General features: G+C 72.7%; 22 protein-coding genes. 3 read left to right on the top strand and 19 right to left on the bottom strand.

Annotated elements, in window-relative coordinates:
- Window positions 1-2: 2 nt before the first annotated feature.
- The 18 genes from LWC33_RS12980 to LWC33_RS12895 all read right to left on the bottom strand — a co-directional run bounded on the left by LWC33_RS12980 (window position 3) and on the right by LWC33_RS12895 (window position 17,224).
- Window positions 3-323 (bottom strand): EthD family reductase, encoded by a 321-nt coding sequence (locus LWC33_RS12980; RefSeq protein WP_232872612.1) that lies wholly within the window; start codon window positions 321-323, stop codon window positions 3-5.
- A 20-nt stretch (window positions 324-343) separates the two neighbouring features.
- Window positions 344-709, bottom strand: a complete 366-nt coding sequence (locus tag LWC33_RS12975) for a hypothetical protein (protein ID WP_233304605.1) — start codon at window positions 707-709, stop codon at window positions 344-346.
- A complete protein-coding gene (locus tag LWC33_RS12970) occupies window positions 706-1,074 on the bottom strand; it encodes a nuclear transport factor 2 family protein (RefSeq protein WP_233304604.1) in 369 nt (122 codons plus the stop codon). Before LWC33_RS12970 ends, LWC33_RS12975 begins: the two co-directional genes overlap by 4 nt.
- Window positions 1,075-1,197: 123 nt before the next feature.
- Entirely contained in the window at window positions 1,198-1,842 is a 645-nt protein-coding gene (locus LWC33_RS12965) for a TetR/AcrR family transcriptional regulator (protein WP_233304603.1), read from the bottom strand.
- 52 nt (window positions 1,843-1,894) lie between these two features.
- Window positions 1,895-3,226, bottom strand: coding sequence for an FAD-dependent oxidoreductase (locus LWC33_RS12960; RefSeq protein WP_233304601.1), 1,332 nt, complete (start codon window positions 3,224-3,226; stop codon window positions 1,895-1,897).
- 30 nt (window positions 3,227-3,256) lie between these two features.
- Window positions 3,257-4,333, bottom strand: coding sequence for an acyl-CoA dehydrogenase family protein (locus LWC33_RS12955; protein WP_233304600.1), 1,077 nt, complete (start codon window positions 4,331-4,333; stop codon window positions 3,257-3,259).
- Entirely contained in the window at window positions 4,330-5,634 is a 1,305-nt protein-coding gene (locus LWC33_RS12950) for an acyl-CoA dehydrogenase family protein (RefSeq protein WP_233304598.1), read from the bottom strand. Before LWC33_RS12950 ends, LWC33_RS12955 begins: the two co-directional genes overlap by 4 nt.
- Before the next feature lie 10 nt (window positions 5,635-5,644).
- Complete coding sequence (locus LWC33_RS12945) at window positions 5,645-6,805, bottom strand: thiolase family protein (RefSeq protein WP_233304597.1); 1,161 nt, start codon at window positions 6,803-6,805, stop codon at window positions 5,645-5,647.
- Window positions 6,798-7,235, bottom strand: a complete 438-nt coding sequence (locus tag LWC33_RS12940; protein ID WP_233304595.1) for a Zn-ribbon domain-containing OB-fold protein — start codon at window positions 7,233-7,235, stop codon at window positions 6,798-6,800. The genes LWC33_RS12945 and LWC33_RS12940 overlap by 8 nt, the downstream gene beginning before the upstream one ends.
- The gene (locus LWC33_RS12935) at window positions 7,232-8,023 is read right to left on the bottom strand and encodes an SDR family NAD(P)-dependent oxidoreductase (protein WP_233304593.1); all 792 of its coding nucleotides are present in this window, start codon (window positions 8,021-8,023) and stop codon (window positions 7,232-7,234) included. The genes LWC33_RS12940 and LWC33_RS12935 overlap by 4 nt, the downstream gene beginning before the upstream one ends.
- Window positions 8,020-9,249 (bottom strand): acyl-CoA dehydrogenase family protein, encoded by a 1,230-nt coding sequence (locus tag LWC33_RS12930; protein ID WP_233304591.1) that lies wholly within the window; start codon window positions 9,247-9,249, stop codon window positions 8,020-8,022. The genes LWC33_RS12935 and LWC33_RS12930 overlap by 4 nt, the downstream gene beginning before the upstream one ends.
- A complete protein-coding gene (locus LWC33_RS12925; protein WP_233304590.1) occupies window positions 9,246-10,013 on the bottom strand; it encodes an SDR family NAD(P)-dependent oxidoreductase in 768 nt (255 codons plus the stop codon). Before LWC33_RS12925 ends, LWC33_RS12930 begins: the two co-directional genes overlap by 4 nt.
- Window positions 10,010-11,032, bottom strand: a complete 1,023-nt coding sequence (locus LWC33_RS12920; RefSeq protein WP_233304589.1) for a phosphotransferase family protein — start codon at window positions 11,030-11,032, stop codon at window positions 10,010-10,012. Before LWC33_RS12920 ends, LWC33_RS12925 begins: the two co-directional genes overlap by 4 nt.
- Before the next feature lie 82 nt (window positions 11,033-11,114).
- Window positions 11,115-11,903, bottom strand: coding sequence for an enoyl-CoA hydratase/isomerase family protein (locus tag LWC33_RS12915; RefSeq protein WP_233304588.1), 789 nt, complete (start codon window positions 11,901-11,903; stop codon window positions 11,115-11,117).
- Between the two features lie 70 nt (window positions 11,904-11,973).
- Window positions 11,974-14,457, bottom strand: a complete 2,484-nt coding sequence (locus LWC33_RS12910) for an ATP-binding cassette domain-containing protein (RefSeq protein WP_233304587.1) — start codon at window positions 14,455-14,457, stop codon at window positions 11,974-11,976.
- Window positions 14,458-14,462: 5 nt separating this feature from the next.
- Window positions 14,463-15,332, bottom strand: coding sequence for a branched-chain amino acid ABC transporter permease (locus LWC33_RS12905; protein ID WP_233304586.1), 870 nt, complete (start codon window positions 15,330-15,332; stop codon window positions 14,463-14,465).
- On the bottom strand, window positions 15,329-16,021 hold the full coding sequence (locus LWC33_RS12900; protein ID WP_233304585.1) for a nitroreductase family protein: 693 nt from the start codon (window positions 16,019-16,021) through the stop codon (window positions 15,329-15,331). The genes LWC33_RS12905 and LWC33_RS12900 overlap by 4 nt, the downstream gene beginning before the upstream one ends.
- Window positions 16,022-16,024: 3 nt before the next feature.
- Complete coding sequence (locus LWC33_RS12895; RefSeq protein WP_233304583.1) at window positions 16,025-17,224, bottom strand: ABC transporter substrate-binding protein; 1,200 nt, start codon at window positions 17,222-17,224, stop codon at window positions 16,025-16,027.
- A gap of 149 nt (window positions 17,225-17,373) precedes the next feature.
- On the opposite strand from LWC33_RS12895, the gene LWC33_RS12890 reads away from it, so the two are divergent.
- Complete coding sequence (locus LWC33_RS12890; RefSeq protein ID WP_233304582.1) at window positions 17,374-18,138, top strand: SDR family NAD(P)-dependent oxidoreductase; 765 nt, start codon at window positions 17,374-17,376, stop codon at window positions 18,136-18,138.
- A 21-nt stretch (window positions 18,139-18,159) separates the two neighbouring features.
- Entirely contained in the window at window positions 18,160-18,906 is a 747-nt protein-coding gene (locus tag LWC33_RS12885) for an SDR family NAD(P)-dependent oxidoreductase (protein WP_233304580.1), read from the top strand.
- Here LWC33_RS12885 and LWC33_RS12880 read toward each other — a convergent pair.
- Window positions 18,903-19,931: an alcohol dehydrogenase catalytic domain-containing protein gene (locus tag LWC33_RS12880; RefSeq protein ID WP_233304579.1), complete on the bottom strand. Its 1,029-nt coding sequence runs from the start codon at window positions 19,929-19,931 to the stop codon at window positions 18,903-18,905. The two genes, LWC33_RS12885 and LWC33_RS12880, sit on opposite strands and share 4 nt — an antisense overlap.
- A gap of 98 nt (window positions 19,932-20,029) precedes the next feature.
- Here LWC33_RS12880 and LWC33_RS12875 point away from each other — a divergent pair, with 98 nt between their 5' ends.
- Window positions 20,030-20,725, top strand: a complete 696-nt coding sequence (locus LWC33_RS12875) for an alpha/beta fold hydrolase (protein ID WP_233304578.1) — start codon at window positions 20,030-20,032, stop codon at window positions 20,723-20,725.
- Window positions 20,726-21,141: the final 416 nt, after the last annotated feature.

Raw genomic sequence — 21,141 nt, 5'->3', positions numbered from 1 at the left:
CGTCAGGCCCGGAACATCTCGCGCTCGTCGCCGAGCAGGGCGATCCGCTTGCCCCGCATGGCGCCCACGTGCCGGACCGCGGCGGCCCACTCGTCGCTCGCGAGGGCGGCGCGGGCGGCTGCCTCGTCGTCGAAGCTCAGGACGGACAGGCCGTCCCAGCCCTCCGACCGCGGCTCGAGCGCGCTCGACACGGCGGTGTGGCGCCAGGCCCGCAGCCCCGGCAGGGGGTAGGTCACCTCGGCGTGCTCGCCGCGCCACCAGGTGATGAACTGCTCGTGGGTCCAGTCCGAGGGACGGGCGGCGAGCAGGGCGAGGTTGAACATCTCCGGTCTCCTCTTGAGTCTCAGGCCTCGATGTCGAACTCCGGGGAGCGGCCGATCATCAGACCGACCACCTGCCCCGAGTCGTCCAGCCGAGCCGCGGCGACGAACGTCGATTCGAACTTCCCGCCGCGCCGCGCCTGACCCAGCACCAGCTCGTCGGACCCGACGGTCGAGGCGGACAGCACGTGATGGGTCAGCACGCCCTTCTCCCGCTGGCGGAGGTACGCCTCCATCGCCTCCCGGCCGCCTGCGAAGTCCCGGGCCGCCTCGCCGCCGGTGCCGAACACGATCGAGAAGCGGAAGTCCGGCGCGATCATGCCGAGGATGTCGTCCGGGGAACCGCCGTCGAGGGTGTCGAACCACTTCGCCAGGAACGGGGCGCTCACGCGGCACCGCCCGTGGGCAGCGGGAACATGCCGAACGTGGGGTGGAAGAAGGCCTGGTAGCGGACCAGGCGCTTGTCCGGCGACACCAGCGCCACCGAGGAGAACGAGCCTGTCCCCCGGCCGTCGCCCTCGGTGATGATCCCGTAGACCATCTCCAGGTCGCCGTCGGTCCCACGGGAGACGATCCGGTGGCGCCGTCCGACGGCGGGCCGCCCGGCGATGTACGCCTCGAGATCGGCGCGGCCGGAACCGGTGATCTCCTGGCCCGGCAGCGCGATCAGGAACTCGACGTCCGGTTCCACCAGGTCGAGCCCGGCCAGCGGCGTCGTGCCGTCGAGCCGCGCGTAGTAGTCCTCGATGATCATGTCGACCGTCCTCCCTGACGGTGGGCCCCGCGTGGAGGGTCCACGACCGACCGGCTCAAAACTGAGCTGAGTTCAGTTTGATTGAGTTCAGACTAGGCAAGCCCCCACCCGGAGGCAAGGGGTTCAGCCGGCGTCCGGCTCCCGGCCCGCCACCATCCGCACGCAGCACCCGGTGATGAAGTCCGAGATGGTCCGCAGCTCGAGCGGGCCGCCGGGCCGGTACCAGCGCCAGACGCCGACAACGAGGCCGAGCAGGCTGCGGGCCATCATCTGCGGGTCGCGGCGGGGGAACTCCCCCGCGGCCATCCCGCGTTCGAGCAGCTCCGCCCAGTTGTGCTCGACCTGCGCCACGAGCTCGCGGCACGCCTGCCGCTCGGTCTCCTCGCGGCGCGAGGCCCGCTCGTTGGCCAGCAGGGCGATGTTGCTCTGCAGGATGCGGTTCTGCTGCACCTCCTGCGGCGAGAGCGCGTACGCGGCCTCGACCGCGGCCCGCAGGGCGTGCGACGAGCTGGGCGCCCCCGCCGTGGCCTCGCGGAACGCGGCGTCGGAGTTGCGCAGCCCGAGCCGCATGATCGTGAGCAGGCAGTGCGCCTTGGACTCGAAGTAGTGGTAGAGCGCGGTCTGCCCGATGCCGACCCGGTCCGCCACTTCGGACCACTTGGTGGCCTCGTAGCCGACCTCCCCGAAGCATTCCACGGCCGCGGCCAGGATCGCGGGCCGCTTGGACCGCGGCCCGTCGTCCGCCTCGGTCAGAGCCTCGATGCTCACGTCACCACTCCCTCGTCCGGTGGCTCAGCCTAGCCACGTGCCCGAACCGGGTTCACTTCGCGCTCACCACGTCGTCCGCCGCGGCGAGGCCGGTCGCGGCGGCCGCGGCGATGCCGCCGGCGTAGGCGCCGGCGTAGATCCCGCCGACGTCCGATCCCGCCGCGTACAGCCCGGGCACCACGTCCCCCGACGCGCCGAGGACCCGCCCCCGCGCGTCGATCCGGATCCCGGCGAACGGGAAGGTGAGCGCGGCCGCGACCTCGACGACGTAGTAGGGCGCCTCGGCGAGCGGCCGCGGGTCGATCGTGCGCGGCGGGCTCGGCGCCGCCCCGCCGGCGAGCCGGGCCACCTCGTCGGCGATCCGCTCCCCGTCGTAGCCCCACTCCTCCGGCATGGCGCGGAAGTCGTCCGCGTCGTCGGCGACGACGCACCGGCCGCCCTCCCGCCGGGCCAGCGCGAACTTGTCGGTGGCAGGCGCGCCCTCCACATAGGACCCGGTGATGTACTCGCGGTAGCCGCGGGCGTCCGTCACCAGCAGGCCTCGGCCCTCCGGCTGGTCGAGCAGCGCCATGGTGGTCAGGTGGTCGCCCACGGTCTCGTCGACGAAGCGCTCGCCGGCGAGGTTGAACAGCAGCGCGTGCTCGCTGTAGTAGAGGGCGAGGTCCACGAAGTGCTCGGGCTCCAGGTCCACGTGGGCCGGAATCAGGTGCCCGTAGAAGCCGCTCCCCTCGCCGGTCACGGCCCCGCCCGCCTCGGTGGCCAGCCGCAGCCCGTCACCGCTGCTCCAGGGGTTGGAGCGCAGGGCCACGTCCCGGGCCTGCGCGTGCACGTACCGCGCACGCAGCTCCGCGTCCGCCTGGAACCCACCGGTCGCCAGGAGGGTCGCACCGGCCCGCACGGTGCGGGTCGAGCCGTCTGCGAGGAGCAGCTCCGCGCCGGAGACCCGGCCCTCGGCGTCGATCGTGAGCTTCGTGGTTCGCGCGCCGGTGGTGACCGACCCCTGGGCGAGCACGGCTCGCCGGCACGTGTCGATGTAGAGGCTGGTGTCGAACGCGTGGCCGCGGCCGAACCGCAGGATCGTGACCGCGTCCGCGACGGGGACCTCCAGGTCCCGGAGGAACGCGACGGCGTCGGCGAACCGGCCGACCACGGCGGCCTTGAGCTCCGGATCCCCGTGCGGGTTGATCTCGTCCATAGTCGCGGTGTCCGGGGCGGTCCAGAGGTAGCCGGCGAACTGCGCCGATCCCCCCAGCTCCGGGGCCCGCTCCACGACGGCCACCCGCAGCCCGGACCGGGCGGCGCGGGCGGCGGCGGTCATGCCCGCCATGCCGCCGCCGAGGACGAGGAGGTCGACCGGGTCGGTCGGGGTCGGTGCGTCGGGCATGCGTCGTCGCCTCTCTGCGTCGAAGTGTTCTCAGATGCCGAGCCGTGCGAGCAGGGTCTCCCGGTGCGCGGCGGGCTCGGCCACCAGGACGGCCGTCGTCGCCGCCCGCCGGACGTGCAGGTGCGCGGGGTGCTCCCAGGTGAAGCCGATACCGCCGTGGACCTGCACGGTCTCGGCCGCGACCCAACGGTAGGCGTCGCCGCACACGAGGGCGGCGGTGGCCGCGGCGGTCGGCAGCTCCGCGGGATCGTCCGCGGCGGTGGCCGCGGCCCAGAGCGACGCCGAGCGGGCCGCCTCCACCCGCACGGCCATGTCGGCGCACCGGTGCTTGATCGCCTGGAAGCTGCCGATCGGGCGGCCGAACTGCAGCCGTTGTGCCGCATAGGTCGCGGACAGCTCCAGGGCCGCCGCTGCTCCCCCGGTCTGCTCGCAGGCCAGCGCCGCGGCCGCGCGGTGGTGCACGCGGTCGAGCACCGCCTGCGCGTCGGCGGCGAGCAGCGTCGCCGGGGTCCGGTCGAACACCACGTCCGCCAGCTGCAGGTTGGGGTCCAGCGCCCGCATCGGCGCGCGGGTGAGGCCGTCGGCCTCCGCGTCGACGACGAAGAGCGCGGACTGCCCGTCGACCGCGGCGACGGCGAACAGCAGGTCCGCCGTGGCGCCCTCGACGACGAGCGTCTTGCCCCCGGTCAACCGCCACCCGCCGGCATCCTCCTCCGCCCGGGTGGCCTGCCCGCTGGGCGCCTCGCGCTCGGCGAGGGTCGCGGTCGTCGATCCCGCAGCCAGCTCGGCGAGCAGCTCGTCGTTCCCCCCGGTGTGGAGCAGCACGCCCACGCCGAGGACCGCCGTGGAGAACCACGGCAGTCGGGCCAGGGACCGGCCCAGCTCCTCGGCGACCACGCCGACCTCGCGGAAGGTCGCGCCCGCACCGCCCGCCGCCTCCGGGACGTCGAGGGCCACGACGCCGAGCTCGCCTGCCAGCCGCTTCCACACCGTCCGGTCCCATGGCTGGTCGGGCTCTCGCGCGGGTTCGGTGTGCCGTGCCAAGAAGTCACGGACCGCCGCGCGCAGGTCCTCGGCGTCGGCGTCCGGGGTGAGCCGGGGGATCATGCGGGCTCACCGTCGTCCACGGCAGCCAGCACGTCGGCGAACCGCTCGCGGGCCTCCGCCTGACGGATGGGGACGATGTAGGGCGGGAACAGGCCGTCGTCCGGCTCGGTGCCGCGCAGGAGGAACTGCGCGAGGTTGACCTTGTGCACCTCGGTGGCGCCGTCGGCGAGTCCCATGTGGAAGGACTCCAGCACCCACTTCCCGAACGGCAGTTCCTTGGAGATGCCGAGCGAGCCGTGGACCTGGATGGCCCGCCCGGCCACGTCGGCGAGCACCTTCGGCATCGCCGCCTTGACCGCGGAGATGTCGGCACGGACCTTGCGGTAGTCGTTGTACCGGTCGATCCGCCACGCCGTGCGCAGCACCAGCAGCCGGAACTGCTCGAGCTGGATCCACGAGTCGGCGATCATCCCCTGCACCAGCTGCTTGTCCGCGAGCCGCTCGCCCTTGGTGGTACGGGACACCGCGCGCCGCTTCATCATCTCGAACGCCGACTGCACCAGCCCGACCGTGCGCATCGCGTGGTGGATCCGGCCCCCGCCGAGGCGGGTCTGGGCCACCGCGAAAGCCTGGCCGCGCTCGCCGAGGATGTTCTCCGCCGGCACGCGGACGTCGGTGTAGCGCAGGTAGTTATGGCTGCCGACCGGCTCGTCGTGCCCCCACACGGACACGTCGCGGACCCGCTCGATCCCTGGGGTGTCCGCGGGCACCACGAACATCGACATCGACTTGTGCGCCGGAGCGTCCGGCTCGGTCACCGCCATCACGATCAGGAACTCCGCCCACAGGGCGTGGGAGGAGAACCACTTCTCCCCGTTGATGACCCACTCGTCGCCCTCGAGGCGGGCGGTGGTGCGGAAGCCCGTCGGGTCCGACCCGCCGTGCGGCTCGGTCATCGAGAAACACGACACGATGTCGCCCTCGATCAGCGGCTCGAGGTAGGTCTTCTTGAGGTGGTCGGTGCCGTAGTGCGCCAGGATCTCCGCGTTGCCCGAGTCCGGGGCCTGACAGCCGAACACCACCGGCCCGGAGTGGGTGCGGCCCAGCTTCTCGTTCAGCAGCGCCAGCCGCAGCTGGCCGTATCCGGGCCCACCCAGCTCCGGGCCCAGGTGACACGCCCACAGCTTCTTCTCACGGACCCGCTGCTGCAGGGGCTTGATCAGCGCGTTGCGCACCGGGTCCCGCGGGTTCCAGGCGTGCTCGATCACCTGGTCGATGGGCTCGACCTCGCTGCGGACGAACTCCTCGACCCAGTCGAGCTCCTCCTGGACTTCGGGGTCGTTCTCGAATCCCCAGCTCATCGACTCGCTCCTACCGGGTCAGGACGGTGCAGGCGGAGATGCCCGGCGCCCCGTAGACGTGGGTGAACCCGACTCGCGGGTCCCCCGGGACCTGGTGCTCCCCCGCGCCCCCGCGCAGCTGGAGCACGTTCTCGTAGACCTGCCGCAGCCCGGAGGCGCCGATCGGCTCGCCGTTGGCCAGGCAGCCACCGTCGGTGTTGACCGGCAGCCTTCCCTCGATCGCGGTCGCTCCGGAGGCGATCAGCTCCTCCTGCTCGCCGTGCGCGCACAGCCCGGTCTCGGCCGTGTGCATCAGCTCCGCACCGGACTCGGTGTCCTGGATCTGCGCCACGTCCACCTCCGACGGGGCGATCCCCGCCGCCGCGAACGCCGCCGCGGCCGCCTCGGCCGTGGGCGAGCCCGCCCGCTCCGCGGCCGTCCAGGGCGAGAACACCTCGAACGACCCGTACCGGCGGGAGCGGAACGCCGCGCCCTGCAGGAACACCGGGTGCTCGGTGTACCCGCGAGCCTTGTCCGCCCGGCACAGGACCAACGCGACCGCGCCCTCGGCGGGCGAGCAGTACATGTACTGGGTCAGCGGGTGGGAGATCATCGGGGCCGCCGCGATCTCCGCGGCGTCGATCTCCTTGCGCCGCCACGCCATCGGATTGCGGGCGCCGTTGCGGAAGGCCTTCTCGGCGATCGTGGCCAGCACGCCCGGCGCGATGCCGTGCTCGTACAGGTAGCGCTTGATCTTCAGGCCGAAGAACTGCGTGGTGACCATCAGCCCGGTCTCGCCGTACCAGGCCCCGATTCCGTGCTCGGCCGGGTCGGTGTTGAAGGCCCCGCGCGGGTGCTTGTCGAACCCGATCACGATGCCGACGTCGTGTTGCCCGGAGCGGATCGCGGCGTCTGCGGCGATCAGCGCCGATCCGCCCGTCGCGCAGCCGTTGGCCACGTTGATGAACGGCAGCCCGGTCAGCCCGAGCTCGGAGACCAGGGTGTCCGCGTCGCCCGCAGAGTGCGAGCCGCCGAACCCGAACTGCATGTCGGAGAACTTCAGGCCCGCGTCGGCCAGCGCGGCGCGGGCGGCGTGCACGGCCTGCGCCCGCCCCGACACCCCCTCGGTGCGACCGAATCGGTGCATCCCGATCCCGACGATCGCCACCCCAGACCCGGACACCTCAGACATCGGACGCTCCCGGCTTGCTCGACACGAAGGCGAAGGTGTGCACCGGCCACCCGTGTTGGTCATCTCGGAACGGGGTGAGCACCATCTCGACGGGCATCCCGATCTCCAGCCGCTCCGGATCCGTCTCGACGAGGCGGGTCTCGACGATCAGCTGCCCGGGCAGCTCGACGTATCCGACCCCGTAGGGCTCGTAGGATTCCGTGCCCGTGTACGGCGGTTTAGGCCGGAACCCCTGCACCGTCCAGGACCACAGCGTGCCCGTCCGGGACAGCGGCACGTCCTCCATCGCCGAGCCCGTGCAGCGCGGGCAGCCGCCCTGGCGCGGGAAGGTGTGGGCCGCGCAGTCCGTGCACCGGCTGCCGAGCAGCGCCGGCCCCTCCGCGGTCTCGACGAACAGCGCGTCGTCGACGGTCGTCTTGCCGGCGATCACGGCGCGGCCAGCCGTCCGCCGTCGACGGCGAGCAAGGCGCCGGTCGTGTACGTGGCATGCGGCCCGCAGAGGTACAGCGCCGCACCGACGATCTCGTGCGGCTCGCCGACCCGCTTCGCCGGCCAGTCCTGCGCCATGCGCGCCACCGCCTCCGGGTCCCAGGCCTTGCTGATGTCGGTGGCGAACGGACCCGCCAGGATCGTGTTCACCCGCACGGTCGGGCCGTACTCCTGCGCGAACCCGGCCGTGAGGGTGTTCAGGGCGGACTTCGCCGCGGTGTAGGGCAGGTCGCCGGCGGTGGGGCGCTGCGATCCCATCGAGGAGATGTTCAGCATCACCCCCCCACCGCGGGCGACCATCCGCCTGCCCGCGGCGGCCATCAGGCGGAACGGGCCCTTGACGTTGACCGCGAAGACCTTGTCGAACAGCTCCTCGCTCACCGCGACCAGGCTCGGGTAGACGGGCGCGATGCCGGCGTTGTTGACCAGCACGTCGACCGGGCCGAGCGCCTCCTCGACCTCGTCGAGCAGGGTGCCGAGCCGGGTCCAGTCGCCGACATGGGCGGCGTGCGCGGTCACCCGCTGCCCCGTCGCGGCGACGAGGTCCTCGGCCAACGCCTCGCAGGCGTCCTTCTTCCGCGACGCCACCGCCACATCCGCACCCGCGGCGGCGAACGCGATCGCGATCTCCCGCCCCAACCCGCGCGACCCGCCGGTCACCAGCGCCGTGCGCCCCGCGAGGGGCTGGTCGACGGCACGCGCCGCCCTCACCGATTCCTCGACACTCATCTCGGGATGTCCTTCCATGCCACGCCGCGATCGGCGCGCGGCTCCGGCGGCAGCCCCAATAGGCGCTCCGCGATGATCGTGCGCTGCACCTCGTCCGAGCCCCCGGCGATCCGGTAGCCCGGCGCACCCAGGTAGTGCTCGGTCCAGCGGTAGGTTCCGTCCCCGACGTCCGCGACCAGCCGCGGGCCGAGCACCAGCGCCGCCGCCTCGGAGACGAGCTTGAGTCGTTGGGCCCAGTCGAGCTTGCGCAGCGAGCCCATGGGACCCGGTTCGCCGCCGGCCAGCCGGGTTTCTCGATCGCGCTGGGCCGACAGGGCCGCGACCTTCTCCGCCGTCCAGACGTCCGCCAGCACTCGCCGGACGTCCGGGTCCACGGTCCGACCGAGCCGGCGGGCGTCGTCCGCGAGCTGGGCGAACCCGCCGCCCAGATCCATGTTCGCCCCGGACGCCCCCCGTTCGAAGCCGAGCGTGGCGAGCGTGACGCCCCAGCCCCCGCCGACCTCGCCCAGGCGCAGCGAGTCCGGGATCCGGACGTCGTCGAGGAAGACCTCACAGAACGACGAACCCCCGGACATCTGCCGCAGCGGCCGCACGTCCACTCCGGGGGTGTCCATAGGCAGCAGGAAGGCGGTGAGCCCCTTGTGCTTCGGCACGTCCGGGTCGGTGCGGCAGATCAGCTCGCCCCAGCCCGCGAACTGTGCGCCGGAGCTCCACACCTTCTGCCCGTTGACGATCCACTCGTCGCCGTCGCGGACCGCCCGGGTCGCGAGCCCCGCGAGGTCCGACCCCGCCGACGGCTCGGAGAACAGCTGGCACGCCAGGGCGTCCCCGCGGAGTAGCGGCCGAACCAGCATCTCCTTCTGCGACGGCGTGCCGAACAGCTGCACCGTCGGCGCGATCAGCTCGGTCGACACCGAGGTCAGCTCGTGCTGCCCGGGCGTCTCGAACTCACGCTCGACCTCCGCGAAGGCCTCCTCGTGCAACGCCGACAGACCCGCGCCGCCGTGCTCGACCGGCCACGAGATCGCGCCGTAGCCGGCGTCGTACCGCGCACGCAGCCAGTCCTGGATGCGTCCCAACAGGGCACGCTCGTCGTCGAAGGGGAGATCGTGGAAAACCGCCACCGACTCGCGCGGCGCGTCGCCCCGCGGAGCGAGCCGCTCGACCAGCCAGGTCCGGGCGGTGGCGGCGTAGTCCGCCAGGGCGCTCTCGGTCACCGCGGTCATCGGGCCGTCCACCCGCCGTCGATCGCCAGGACCTGGCCGGTGCAGTAGGTGGAGGCGGCGGAGGCGAGGAACAGCAGCGCCCCGTCCAGCTCGCCCGGGTCACCGCCGCGGCGCAGCAGGGTGTTGCGCTCGATCCAGCGCACCGACGCGTCGTCGGTGAACATCGCGTCGTTCATCTCGGTCCGGAACCAGCCAGGGGCCAGCGCGTTGGCGCGCACGCCGTCGCGACCCCAGTGGCCTGCGAGCTGCCGGGTCAGGCCGATCAGGCCCGTCTTGCTCGCCGCGTAGCTCGCGCCGCCGCGCGGCGCCGTGGAGACCAGCCCGACGATCGAGCTGACGTTCACGATCGACAACGGACGTCCGCCCGCCGCGGCCGCGGCGAGCTGTGCCAGGTGGAAGGGGCCGGTGAGATTGAGCTCCAGGACGTCCGCGAACTCGGCACTGGTCTCCCGGTGCGGCTTGGCCGGGCTACCGGAGCCCGCGTTGTTGACCAGCACGTCGATCGGGCCGGACTCCGCCACCACCCGCTCGACGAGTTCGGCGCGGTCCGCCTCCGACGACACGTCGGCCGCCGCCGTCCGCAGCCCGGGTACCTGGGCGGCCAGCGCGTCGAGGCGCTCCTTGCGCCGCGCCGCCGCCCAGACCGTGGCGCCCGCGGCGGCGAGCACGCGCACGAACCGCTCCCCCAGCCCGGACGACGCCCCGGTCACCAACGCGGTGCGCCCCGTCAGGTCGAACAACTCGGCCGGGTTGGGAACGCTCATCGGGCCCCCTCCAGCAGCCGCAGGCCGTCCGTGATCAACACCGTGATGGTCCGTGGGAGCTGTTCCTGGACGGGATCGTGGTGGGCGCCGCTGCGGTGGCGCACCAGGTTGTGCCCCATGATCGCCGCCATCTTCATCCGGCCCAGCGCGCTGAACCAGACGGCGTCCGCCGAGGTGCCACCATCTGCACCGCGGGTCGCGCGGTACGTCTCGGCCAGTTCGGCCTCGCTCGGAAGCCCCTCGACGACCCGGCCGGACCCGGGGAACAGCGCCCCGTCGGTGAACACCCCGAACCAGCCGAGGTCCACCCGCGGGTCGCCGACGCTCCAGATCTCCCAGTCGACCAGCGCGGTCGGCGTCGCGCCCTCGAACAGCAGGTTCCCGAGTCGGAAGTCGCCGTGCACGATCACCGGGGCCACGGGTGCCGGGACCACGGCGGCCAACCGCTCGACCAGCTCCCCGCCACCCGGTCGCAGGTCCTCCGGCACGGCGTCCATCGTCTTCGCCCAGCGGGCCACCTCGCCATCGGCGGTGATCGCCTCGGGCAGGGTCCCGCCGGTCTTGCTCAAGCTCCGCTCCACGACGTCGAGCGGCACGGCGTGCAGCACGCCGAGGATCCGGGCGGCCTCGAGCATCCGCGTGCGAGCCAGCGCTGGCTCGACCGCCGCGTCGACCTCGAGGACCGGCTCCGCCGCCTGCCCCGCAGCGAACTCCATCGCGAACCAGGCGGGCTGCTCGGTGTCGCGGGCGAGCACCGCTGGCGCGGGGACCGCCGTTCCGGCCAGCGCCTCCAGGATCGCGGCCTGGTGGAGGACATCGTTGCGTCCCAGCGCCTTCCGGCCCGGCGGCACCGCCTTGACCACCGCCCTGACCGCACCCGCGCCGATCGTGTAGGTCAGCCCCGAGCGGCCGCCCTCGAGGACGGCCAGGGCGTGAGTCCCGCCGAGGCCGAGGCGGGTACGCACCCGGTTCGCGAGGACCGGGTCCGCATCGACTGCCGTGTCCACTGTCTCCGTCATCTCACTCCTCCACCGAGCCCGGCCGGTCGCGGCGCCGGCGGCCCACGCGGCGCGCAGGACCGCCGACGCAATCACGGCGAGGTCAGCGCCCGGTCCACTTTGCGTCGCGCTTCTCCAGGAAGGCCGCGACCCCCTCGGCAGCGTCCTGCGAGTTCAGCGTGACACCGACGGCCAGGTGCTCCAGCACCATCAGCGACGCGATGTCGGCGTCGAGGCCGCGGTCGATCGCCATCTTGGTCAGCTTCATCTGGAACGGGCTCTTGTCGGTGAGGTGGCTGATGAACTCCTCCACCGTCTCGTCGAGCTTCTCGGCGGGCGCGCTGGCGTTGACCAGGTCGAAGTCGTCCGCCTCCTTGCCCGAGAGCAGCTTGCCGGTGAGCATGAGCTCCTTGGTCTTGCGGATGCCGAGCATGCGCGGCAGTCGGTAGATCGGGCCGGCCCCGCCGAACAGGGCACGGCGGATGTGGAAGTCGCCGATCTGCGCGGTCTCGTCCGCGATCGCGAAGTCGCAGGAGATCATGACCTCGAACCCGCCCGCGGTCACGTAGCCCTCGAGCACCGCGACCGACGGCTTGGTCATGTTGTAGAGCCGGTCGCAGACCTTCGCCGACACCACCGCGACGTCCATCGCGGTGCTGGTGCCGATGAAGTCCGACTGCAGGCTGTCGAGGTCGAAGCCCGAGGAGAAGGTGTTCTCCCGGCCGCGCACCACCACGACGCGCAGCTCGGAGTCCGCCTCGATCTCGGTGATGTACTCGTCGAGCTTGTGCAGCATCGGGACGGTGATGCAGTTGCGCTTGTGCGGTCGGTTCAGCCAGATCCGCGCCACGTGACCGTCACGCTCGAACTGGATGTCGTCCTCGACTGCCATGGTTCCTCCTGAAACTGAACTGAATTCACCTCTGATACTGCGGACCGACGTGTCCCCTGTCAAGGGGCGATCAGGTGGCGCGGACGCCGCCGTCGACCGGGGTCCCGAAGTAGGCCTGTTCGGCCCGCGTGGCGAAGTTCGTGTCGTCGGGCGAGCCGGTTGCCCGGATGACGCCCTCATGCAGCACGACCACCTCGTGTGCCACAGCGAGGGCCCGGGTGAGGAGCTGCTCCAGCACCACCACGGTCACCCCGTCCTCAGCGAGGCCGGTGATCCGCCTGTACACCTCGTCGACGAGGGCCGGGGCGAGACCCAGCGCCGGTTCGTCGACGACGACGAGACGTGGATCGGCGATCAACGCACGGGCAATGGCGAGGAGCTGTTGTTCGCCTCCGGACAGCGCCGCCGCCGGAATGGACAGCCGGGTCCGGACCCGTTCGGGAAGCCACTCGACGGCCTGGTCGATCCGGGACCGCAGGTCCCGCCCCGAGACGCCGGCGGCGTACCCGGCAACCTCCAGGTTCTCCCGTACTGACAGCGTCCGGAACAGCGCCCGTCCCTCCGGGACCAGGCTGCTGCGCACCGCGCCGTCGGTCGTCCGCGTTCCCGCGGTGGGACTCAGCGTGCCGTGCAGGACCTGGCCCAACGTGCTCTTGCCCGCACCGTTCGCCCCGACCACCGCCAGGACGACGCCCCCAGGCACGGCCAGGTCCACACCGTCGAGTGCGGTGACCCCGCCGTACCGGTGGGTCACCCCGGACAGCGCGATCGCGGGAGGCCCCTCGGCGCGGGTGGGCGTGCGGGGCTGCCGCGCGGAAGTCGTCCCGAGGTAGGAGCTGCGGACGCGGTCGTCGGCCAGGATCTCGTCCGGCGCGCCGGAGCCGATCGGGCGGCCGAAGTCGAAAGCCACCACCCGGTCCGCGGCGGCGAACAGGTCCTCCAGGACGTGGTCGATCACCACGACGGACGTGCCCGCCGCGCGCAGTCCCTGGATCTGGCCGGCGAGCAGCCTGCGCTCCTCGGCGTCCAGCCCGCCGAACGGCTCGTCCATGATCAGCAGCCCGGGCTGCTCGGCGACGGCACGCCCGAGGTCGAGGCGCTTCTGCGGGCCGAAGGGCAGCTGGTCGGGATGCACGTCCCCCTGACCGGCGAGGCCGATCCGGCCGAGCAGGGTGTCGACCGCCCGACGACGCGCCGGGGTGGTCCATCGCGTGGTGCAGAGCAGGTTCTCGGCGACCGTCAGCTCGGTGAACACCTCCGCGTGCTGGAATGTGCGGCCGATGCCGAGGCGCCGGCGGCGGGTCGCGCGCGCTCGCAGCAGGTCGACGCCGCCGAAGGTCGCCGAGCCCGTCGTCCGGCCGCCCGAGACGAGGCCGCACAGGGCGTTGACCAGCGTCGTCTTGCCCGCGCCGTTCGGTCCGATGATCGCGACTACCTCACCCGGGGACACTGAGAGCGACACGCCCTCGAGGGCTTGCAGACCGCCAAAAGCCACGCCCAGGTCCGCGACCTCGAGGGTCCGTCGTTTCGCGGCCGGGGCGGGAGCCGGCTCGTCCGGAATCTCGACGACCGGCGGTCCACCCGGCCGCCGCACCCGCCGCTGCAGCGTGCGCAGCACGTTCCCGAGAGCGGGCACCACGCCGGCCGGCAGGAGCAGCAGCGCGAGGATGAGCAGCGCGCCCTGAAGGATCATCTGGTCGACGCCCAGCAGTCCGGCCAGGCTCGGCGCGAACGCCAGGAAGATCCCGCCGAACACCCCGCCGCCGACCGCGCCGACGCCACCGAGCACCGCCGCGGCGACGGTGTTGATCCCCAGGGTCAGCGAGAACGTCTCCGGGCTGACGAAGCCGGTGATCAACCCGAGCAGCACGCCCGCCAGCCCGGTCGCGGCACCGCTCACCCCGAACGCGAGGGCGCTCTGGGCCTCGGGCGCGATCCCGACCGACCGGGCCACCACCGGATGCGACTTCGCCGCGACCATCCGCATCCGCAGGCTCGTCGACCGGGCCAGCACGGCGCCCCCGACGACGACCCCGGCGGTCAGGATCGCGGCCACGACTGCCTCCGAGCCGCCGGCACCGAGCGCGCCCGCGCCCGTCAGGCTGGGCAGCTCGGTGACCGCCACGCCCTGGTCCCCGCCGGTCACGTCGACCCAGCGGTTGATCACCTCGAGCGCGACGAGGCTGAACGCCAGGGTGAGCAGGGCGATGTAGAGCACCGAGAAGCGCGCGCCCGCGAACCCCAGAAACGCACCACAGCCGCCGGCGAGGAGCATCGCCACCAGCACCGTCGGCTCCAACGCCCAGCCGTGCGCGGAGCCGTAGGCGACGGTGTAGGCCCCGATGGCGAACAGCGCGGGATGGCCCACGGACCAGATGCCCGCCCACCCCGCCAGCAGCCCGACGCTCAGCACCAGGATCGTGTAGGTCGCGGCCAGGGCCACCGAGTACGCCTGGTACCCGGGCAGGAGCCCGCTCTCGACGAGCACCACGAGCAGCGCCGCGGCCACCGGGCCGAGGACCGCTCGCACCGCCACCTTCCAGGTCAGGATCATGGCGCTCAGACCCTCTCGAAGCTGCGGGTGCCGAAGAGGCCCTGCGGCCGCAGCAGCAGGATGAGGATCGTCAGCGCGAAGACGAAGGTGTCGCGGAAGTTCGCCGAGACGTAGGAGGCGGCAAGGTTCTCCAGCACCCCTATCGCCACGCCGCCGATCACCGCACCGTGCATGCTCGTCAGCCCACCGAGGAAGATGCCGGCGAACGCCCGGAACAGCGGGGCGGCCAGCACCGTCGGCGCGAGTCCGACCCGGGGGACGTAGAGGACCGCCGCGAGCGCGGCGAGCCCCAGACCGAGCGCCCACGCGATGCGCGCGACCCGCTGCGCGGGCACGCCGACGATCTGCGCGGTGGTGGCCGACTCGGCCGCCGCGCGCATCGCCGAGCCCAGGGTGGTGCGGGTGAAGAGGTAGCCCACGGCGAGCATCGCGACGGCGGACACCCCGATCACCATCAGGTCCTGCGTGGCGAGCGTGGCCGAGCCGAGCATCACGGTGCCTCCCACCAGCGGCGGGAGGGCGTGCGGCTCGGTCCCCCAGACGTCGCTGATCACCGCCTCGGCGATCAGCGAGACCCCCATCGTCATCACCAACGCGGCGAACAGCCGCCCCGTGCCGAGCGGGCGGATCACCAGCTCGCGGACGACGAGCCCGAGAACGACGGCCACGAGGACCGCGGCGATCACGGCGGACCCCACCCCGAGCCCGCGCTGCACGACCATGAGCGCGACGTACACGGCGAGCGTGGCCATGCTCGCCAGCGCGAAGTTCACCACATCGGTGGCCCGGTAGATGATCACGAGACCCAGCCCGAGCAGGCCGTAGACGGCACCGCTGGCGATCCCGCTCACCACGACGAGGAACAGTTCGCTCATCGGGTGATCAGTCCCGTGACGGCGGGCGGGCGCGGTGCTGAGGCGTCCCACCGATCCCAGAACAGGACGTCGTCGGCCGGCGGGCGGCGGGCGGGCCGGAAGTCGGTGCCCACTGTGTAGGCCAGCGGCGTGAGGCAGACCTGCTGGACCGTGTCGAAGGGGATGTCGAGCAGCTCGGCGACCTCCTTCTCCCGCGCGAGGTGCATCGTCGTCCAGCAGGTGCCCAGGCCGCGGGCCCGCGCGGCGAGCATCATGCTCCAGACCGCGGGCAGGACCCCGCCCAGCAGCGACGCGCTGGCGAACCCGGCGGCACCGTCGAGCCGGGCACCGTCGAGACAAGCGATGACGATGGTGTCGACCTCGTGCAGCGCGCGTTCCAGTGCGTCGGCCGAGCGGCCGGTGCGCTCCTGCGCGGTCGCCCCCTCGGCGTCCGCGACCTGCACGCGCCCGATGTACCCCTCGGAGTCCTTGTAGGAGTTCAGGTACACGTCGGAGTAGAGGTCGGCGACGGCGCCGCGCAACGCGGGATCGCGCACCACGACGAACCGGGTCCGTGCGACGTTCGACCCCGCCGGGGCCTGCATCGCGAGGGTCACGCACTCGCGGACCAGGTCCGCGGGCACCGGGCGGGAGGGGTCGAGGCGCCGTCGTACGGCGCGGGTGGTGGCGAGTGCCTCGTCGAGGTCCACGGCCTACCCCCGCTCCGGCGCGCTGACGAAGTCGCCCTCGGAGACCCATTGACCGTTCCGGACGGTGACCCGCTGGACGTCCCGGGTGCCGAGGTGCGACTGCGCCGAGAACGACATGTCCGGCGCGACCCCGGTCTTCACGTCCGACGCCCTGCCGTACGCGTCCGCGATCGACTTCGAGGTCACCGGCCCCTGGATGGTCTTGGCGATCTCCACGAAGACCGCCGCGTTGGCGTAGCCGAGCAGGGTGGAGAAGTCGGCGGGCTGTCCCGGCGAGTACTTCGCGATCGCGTCCCGGAACTGCTGCATCTCCGGCGTCTGCTCGGTGGGCGAGCGGACCAGCGACACCGAGTGGTAGCCCTCGGCTGCGGGGCCCGCCAGCGTCACCGTGGTGCCCGACGCGGTCGGTGCGTAGCCGTAGGTCGGTAGCGACACGCCCTGCAGGGCGGCGGCCTTGAGGTACGCCGCGGCCTCCGGAGCCGGGAGGACCAGCATCACCGCATCACCACCCGCGGCCTTCACCTGGCTGACCGCCGGCGCGAAGTCCGTGGTCCCCAGCTTGACCGGTACCGCGGTCGTCGTGACGCCGGGCTGCTCTCGCTCCGCCGCGGGCCCGATCTGCCCGGCCACGTCGGCGAACGCCTTCGGGTCGTCGTGCACCACGACGAGCTTGCGGGCCCCGGACTGGACCGCCCACTGCGCCATCGCCGCGGCCTGGTCCTCGTAGAGCGTCTGCGTCCCGAACAGCAGCGGTCGGGACGGGGTGTACCAGCTCGCGATGCCACCGTAGTGGTCGACGATCGGGACCTGAGACTGCTCGAGGACGAACGGGAACGCGGCCTCGGACGGGGCGACGCCGTTCGCGTTGACGATGGCGACGACGTTCTCCTGCCCGACGAGCTGCCGTGCGGCCTGCACGGTCTGCTGGGGGTCGTAGGCGTTGTCCTTCACGATCCAGTCGATCTGACGGCCGTTGATCCCGCCGTGGTCGTTGACCCAGCTGAAGTAGGCCTTCGCCCCCTCCATCTGGGGCACGCCCGACGCGGCCTGCGGGCCGGACAGCGGGATCCACGCGCCGATCTTGATCGGGCCGGACCCGTCGTCGGCGGCCCCGCCGCCGGCTGGGGATCCGCCGCAGGCGGTCAGCACGATGGCGAGCACCGCCGCCAGCGCCGCCAGCGCGCTCGTCGGTCGAGGACGCATCTCCACTCCTTCGTGAAATGCAATTGAGGTGAGTTCAGTTCGAGTCGGGGCCGAAGAGTAGACCGGCGGCGATGCCGCAACAAGAGCGCTGGCCTACCGAGTTGAGTTCAGTTAAGTTCTTGCCGTCACCGACACGACGAGGAGGCGCGATGACGCTGCCGACCACGGACCCTGCGCTGCGGGGGCGGCGGATCGCCGTCACCGGGGCGTCGAGCGGAATCGGACGGGCGACCGTCGACCTGCTCGCGGCGCAGGGCGCTTCCGTTGCAGCTCTGGATATCCGGCCCCTGACCGACGGCGGCGCCGCGGCCCGCGAGCTTCGCTGCGACGTCGCCGACGCCGACTCAGTGGACGCCGCCCTCGCCACGGCGGTCGACGCGCTGGACGGCCTTGACGGGCTCGTGACCTGTGCGGGAGTCACCGACGGCACCCCGACCGACGAGATGCCGCTCGCTGTGTGGCGGCGCCTGGTCGACGTCAACCTCACCGGGACCTTCCTCTGCGTCCGCGCGGCCCTCCCCCACCTCCTGCGCGCCGATGCCGGGGCGATCGTCACCATCGGCTCCGTCGGATCCCTGGTGGCGGCCGGACGGTCCAGCGCCTACGACGCGTCGAAGGGGGCGGTGCTCGCCCTGACCCGCAGCCTCGCCGCGGAGTACGCGGACCGTGGGCTGCGTGCGAACTGCGTCTGCCCGGGGCCGGTCGCCACGGACTTGGCCCGGTCCAGCGCCGACGACCCGCACGGCCTGCGGCCCGAGCCGCGCACCGCCATCGCCGGCCGGGTCACCCCGCCGATCGCCCGGACGGCGGCGCCCGCGGAGATCGCGACCGCCGTCGCGTTCCTGCTCTCGGCGCAGGCATCGTTCATCACGGGCACCGCAGTCCCCGTCGACGGCGGCTACACCGCCGTCTGACCCGACCCTTCTGGAGACCCTGTGCGACGACTCGACGACACCCGCGTGATCCTGACCGGCGCCACCGGCGGCCTCGGCACCGCGATCGCGGCCCGACTGAGCGCCGAGGGCGCTCGCGTCGCGCTGACCGATGTGGACCCCACAGCCTGCGAGAAGCTCGGCGCCGAGCTCGACGGGCCGACCCTCGCGCTGGGTCTCGATGTGGCGGACGAGCAGGCCTGGGCCGAGGTCGTCGGCGCCGTCGCGGACCACTGGGGCGGCGTGGACGTGCTGGTCAACAACGCTGGCATCGGCAGCACCGGGACCGTGGAGTCCGAGAGCCGCGGGCGGTGGGACCAGGTCGTCGACGTCGACCAGCTCGGGACCTGGCTCGGCATGAAGCACGCCGGACCCGTGATCGAACGCAGCGGCGGCGGGGCGATCGTCAACATCGCCTCGATCCTCGGCGCGACGGGCGGCCTGGCCAACAGCTTCTCCTACGCCGCCGCCAAGGGCGCCGTCCGCTCGATGACCATGAACGCCGCCCTGCACTGGGCTACGCGCGCGGTCCGGGTGAACGCCGTCGTCCCCGCCTTCATCGGGACCGCACCGCTGCTGGAGCGGTTCGCCGGCACGGAACGGCACGCCGCGATGCTGGCGAACACGCCGATGCGCCGGCTGGGCCGCCCCGAGGAGGTCGCGGCGGCCGTCGCCTTCCTCGCGAGCGGGGACGCCGGTTACACGACCGGCTCCGAGATCTTCGTGGACGGCGGCTGGTCGGCTCGCTAGTCCGGCACGAGCACCGCTCGGCCGGTCAGCCTGCCGCCGCGCACCTCGTCGAAGGCCCGGTCGGCGTCGGCGAGCGGGAACACAGTGGTGTGCGGGGCGAGGACCCCCTGGCGCGCCAGGTCCACCACGGCCGCGAGCTCGGCGCGCGAGCCCCAGAACGGCAGCTGCAGGCGGAATCCCGTGCGCAGCACCCCGGGCTTGGCGACCTGCAGTACTCCCCCGCCGCTCCCGACGAGGACGAGCACCCCCGCCGTCCGCAGCAGCGACGCGGCCAGGTCGATGCTCGTCTGCGCGCCCGCGAAGTCGAGGACGACCTCGGCGCCCCGCCCGGCCACCGCGGCCACCGCAGCGGCGGCCTCGTCCGGCGCCACGGCGACATCCGCGCCACAGTCCCGCGCCAGCTGCCGGGCCGCCTCCCGGGTGTCGACCGCGACGACCCGGGCGGGACGCAGCGCGTGCAGCAGCCCGATTGCGAGGTGCCCCAGCCCGCCGACCCCGATCACGACGGCGACCGAGCCCGGATCCGCCAGATCCGCAGCGCAGCTCTCGATCGCGTGGAAGGACGTGAGCCCGGCGTCGGTGAGGGTCGCTGCCGCCACCGGATCGAGGCCGTCGGCGGGCACCAGCCGCTCCTGGGAGACGACGACGGCGTCGGCCATGCCCCCGTCGACACCGAGGCCGACACCCGCCGCGGGCAGCCTGTCCTGCTCGTCGCAGTAGTTGCTCCGCCCCTGGTCGCAGCGGCCACAGTGGCCGCAGCCGAGCGGGGCGTGCACCAGGACCTGGCGACCGATCTCGAGCCCCTCCACCCCGGCGCCCAGCGCCGCCACCCGCCCGCAGATCTCGTGCCCGAGCGTCATCGGCAGCGGCCAGCCCGCGCCGACGCCGTGGTCGAGCACGTTCAGGTCCGAGTGGCAGATCCCGGCCGCCAGGACGTCGAGCCGCACCTCGCCGGGCCCCGGCTCCGGGTCGGGCACCGACACCAGAGCGGCCCGGCCGGCGCCGGTCATCCGATATGCGCGCACCTGTGCCTCCCGTCGTTGACACCGGACTCTAACCGACTGAGCTGAGTTCAGTTAGGCTGCCGTCGCGGATTCCCGCCCGACTCACCGAGGAGCCCACGATGTCGTTCGTCCTCGTCCACGGCGCCGGCTACGGCGCATCCTGCTGGGACGAGCTCGTCCCGCTACTGGAGCACGACACCCTCGCGGTCGACCTTCCCGGTCGCGGATCGCGCGCTGGCACCGACCTCACCAGGGTCACGCTGCAGGACTGCGCCGACGCCGTGGTCGCCGACGTCGAGTCCCGCGACCTGACCGACGTCGTGCTGGTCGGCCACTCGTTCGCCGGGGTGACCGTGCCGCGCATCATGACCGCGCTCGGCGGGCGGATCCGCCGCGTCGTCCTGCTCTCCGCGGTCGTCCCGCCCGACGGCACCCGGGTGCTGGACCAGATCGACCCGGACGTCCGCGGACTCGTGGAGCAGTCACTCGCCGGCGGGATCTACCACCAGGAAAGGGTGGCCGCACACACCATGCTGTGCAACGACATGGACGAGGCCACCGCGACCGCCGCACTCGACCGCCTCGTCGACGACTCCGCCGCCCTGCTGTCCGAGCCCGTCGACCTGGCCGGGTACGCGAGCCCCATCCCCCGCACGTACATCCGGCTGACCGCGGACCACTGCTACACCCCGGACCTACAGGAGCGTTCGGTCGCCTTGACCTCCGCCGACGTCGAGTGGATGAAAACCGGCCACCTCGCGATGATCAGCGCCCCCACGGAACTGGCCGCACTGCTCAACCGCCTGCACGGATAGCCCGCGCAGCCAGGCGTCGTTCGTGTTGAGTCAGAATCGCTCCGCCGCGGACGTCGACGAGGTGATGCCCGGGCTGAGGTCGGCCACCGACCATGCCAGCGCCGACGCCGTCGCAGCCCGTCGCTCCTGACATCCCGCCGTTCGACCGACCACGGCAGAAGATCGTCAGCAGAGCGATGACCGTTTGACCAGCAGGATCGTCGTTCGTGGACTCTGGGAGACCACCCGACTCCCCTCCAGCGGGTTGGGGGTTCGATTCCCTCGCGGCGCACAGAAGCAGCAGGTCAGAGCGTTCTCGCTCTGGCCTGCTCGCGTTCTCGGCCGCCGCCGGCGGAGTTGGTGGCTTTTGATCTTCCGGGGACACGCTCCTCGCTGGCAGGATCCCCGGTGATGGGCCCAGAGGGCATCCCGTCGAT

This window comes from Pseudonocardia terrae, assembly GCF_021343995.1.
GTDB lineage: Bacteria > Actinomycetota > Actinomycetes > Mycobacteriales > Pseudonocardiaceae > Pseudonocardia > Pseudonocardia terrae.
The sequence above is the reverse complement of the archived record's forward strand: the minus strand, read 5'-3'. Positions and strand labels throughout refer to the sequence as shown.

Bases quoted from the DNA above. Each gene is read 5' to 3' on its own strand.
- LWC33_RS12980 (WP_232872612.1), bottom strand. From the start codon at position 323: ATGTTCAACCTCGCCCTGCTCGCCGCCCGTCCCTCGGACTGGACCCAC.
- LWC33_RS12970 (WP_233304604.1), bottom strand. From the start codon at position 1,074: ATGATCATCGAGGACTACTACGCGCGGCTCGACGGCACGACGCCGCTG.
- LWC33_RS12960 (WP_233304601.1), bottom strand. From the start codon at position 3,226: ATGCCCGACGCACCGACCCCGACCGACCCGGTCGACCTCCTCGTCCTC.
- LWC33_RS12955 (WP_233304600.1), bottom strand. From the start codon at position 4,333: ATGATCCCCCGGCTCACCCCGGACGCCGACGCCGAGGACCTGCGCGCG.
- LWC33_RS12950 (WP_233304598.1), bottom strand. From the start codon at position 5,634: ATGAGCTGGGGATTCGAGAACGACCCCGAAGTCCAGGAGGAGCTCGAC.
- LWC33_RS12945 (WP_233304597.1), bottom strand. From the start codon at position 6,805: ATGTCTGAGGTGTCCGGGTCTGGGGTGGCGATCGTCGGGATCGGGATG.
- LWC33_RS12935 (WP_233304593.1), bottom strand. From the start codon at position 8,023: ATGAGTGTCGAGGAATCGGTGAGGGCGGCGCGTGCCGTCGACCAGCCC.
- LWC33_RS12930 (WP_233304591.1), bottom strand. From the start codon at position 9,249: ATGACCGCGGTGACCGAGAGCGCCCTGGCGGACTACGCCGCCACCGCC.
- LWC33_RS12925 (WP_233304590.1), bottom strand. From the start codon at position 10,013: ATGAGCGTTCCCAACCCGGCCGAGTTGTTCGACCTGACGGGGCGCACC.
- LWC33_RS12920 (WP_233304589.1), bottom strand. From the start codon at position 11,032: ATGACGGAGACAGTGGACACGGCAGTCGATGCGGACCCGGTCCTCGCG.
- LWC33_RS12915 (WP_233304588.1), bottom strand. From the start codon at position 11,903: ATGGCAGTCGAGGACGACATCCAGTTCGAGCGTGACGGTCACGTGGCG.
- LWC33_RS12910 (WP_233304587.1), bottom strand. From the start codon at position 14,457: ATGATCCTGACCTGGAAGGTGGCGGTGCGAGCGGTCCTCGGCCCGGTG.
- LWC33_RS12905 (WP_233304586.1), bottom strand. From the start codon at position 15,332: ATGAGCGAACTGTTCCTCGTCGTGGTGAGCGGGATCGCCAGCGGTGCC.
- LWC33_RS12895 (WP_233304583.1), bottom strand. From the start codon at position 17,224: ATGCGTCCTCGACCGACGAGCGCGCTGGCGGCGCTGGCGGCGGTGCTC.
- LWC33_RS12890 (WP_233304582.1), top strand. From the start codon at position 17,374: ATGACGCTGCCGACCACGGACCCTGCGCTGCGGGGGCGGCGGATCGCC.
- LWC33_RS12875 (WP_233304578.1), top strand. From the start codon at position 20,030: ATGTCGTTCGTCCTCGTCCACGGCGCCGGCTACGGCGCATCCTGCTGG.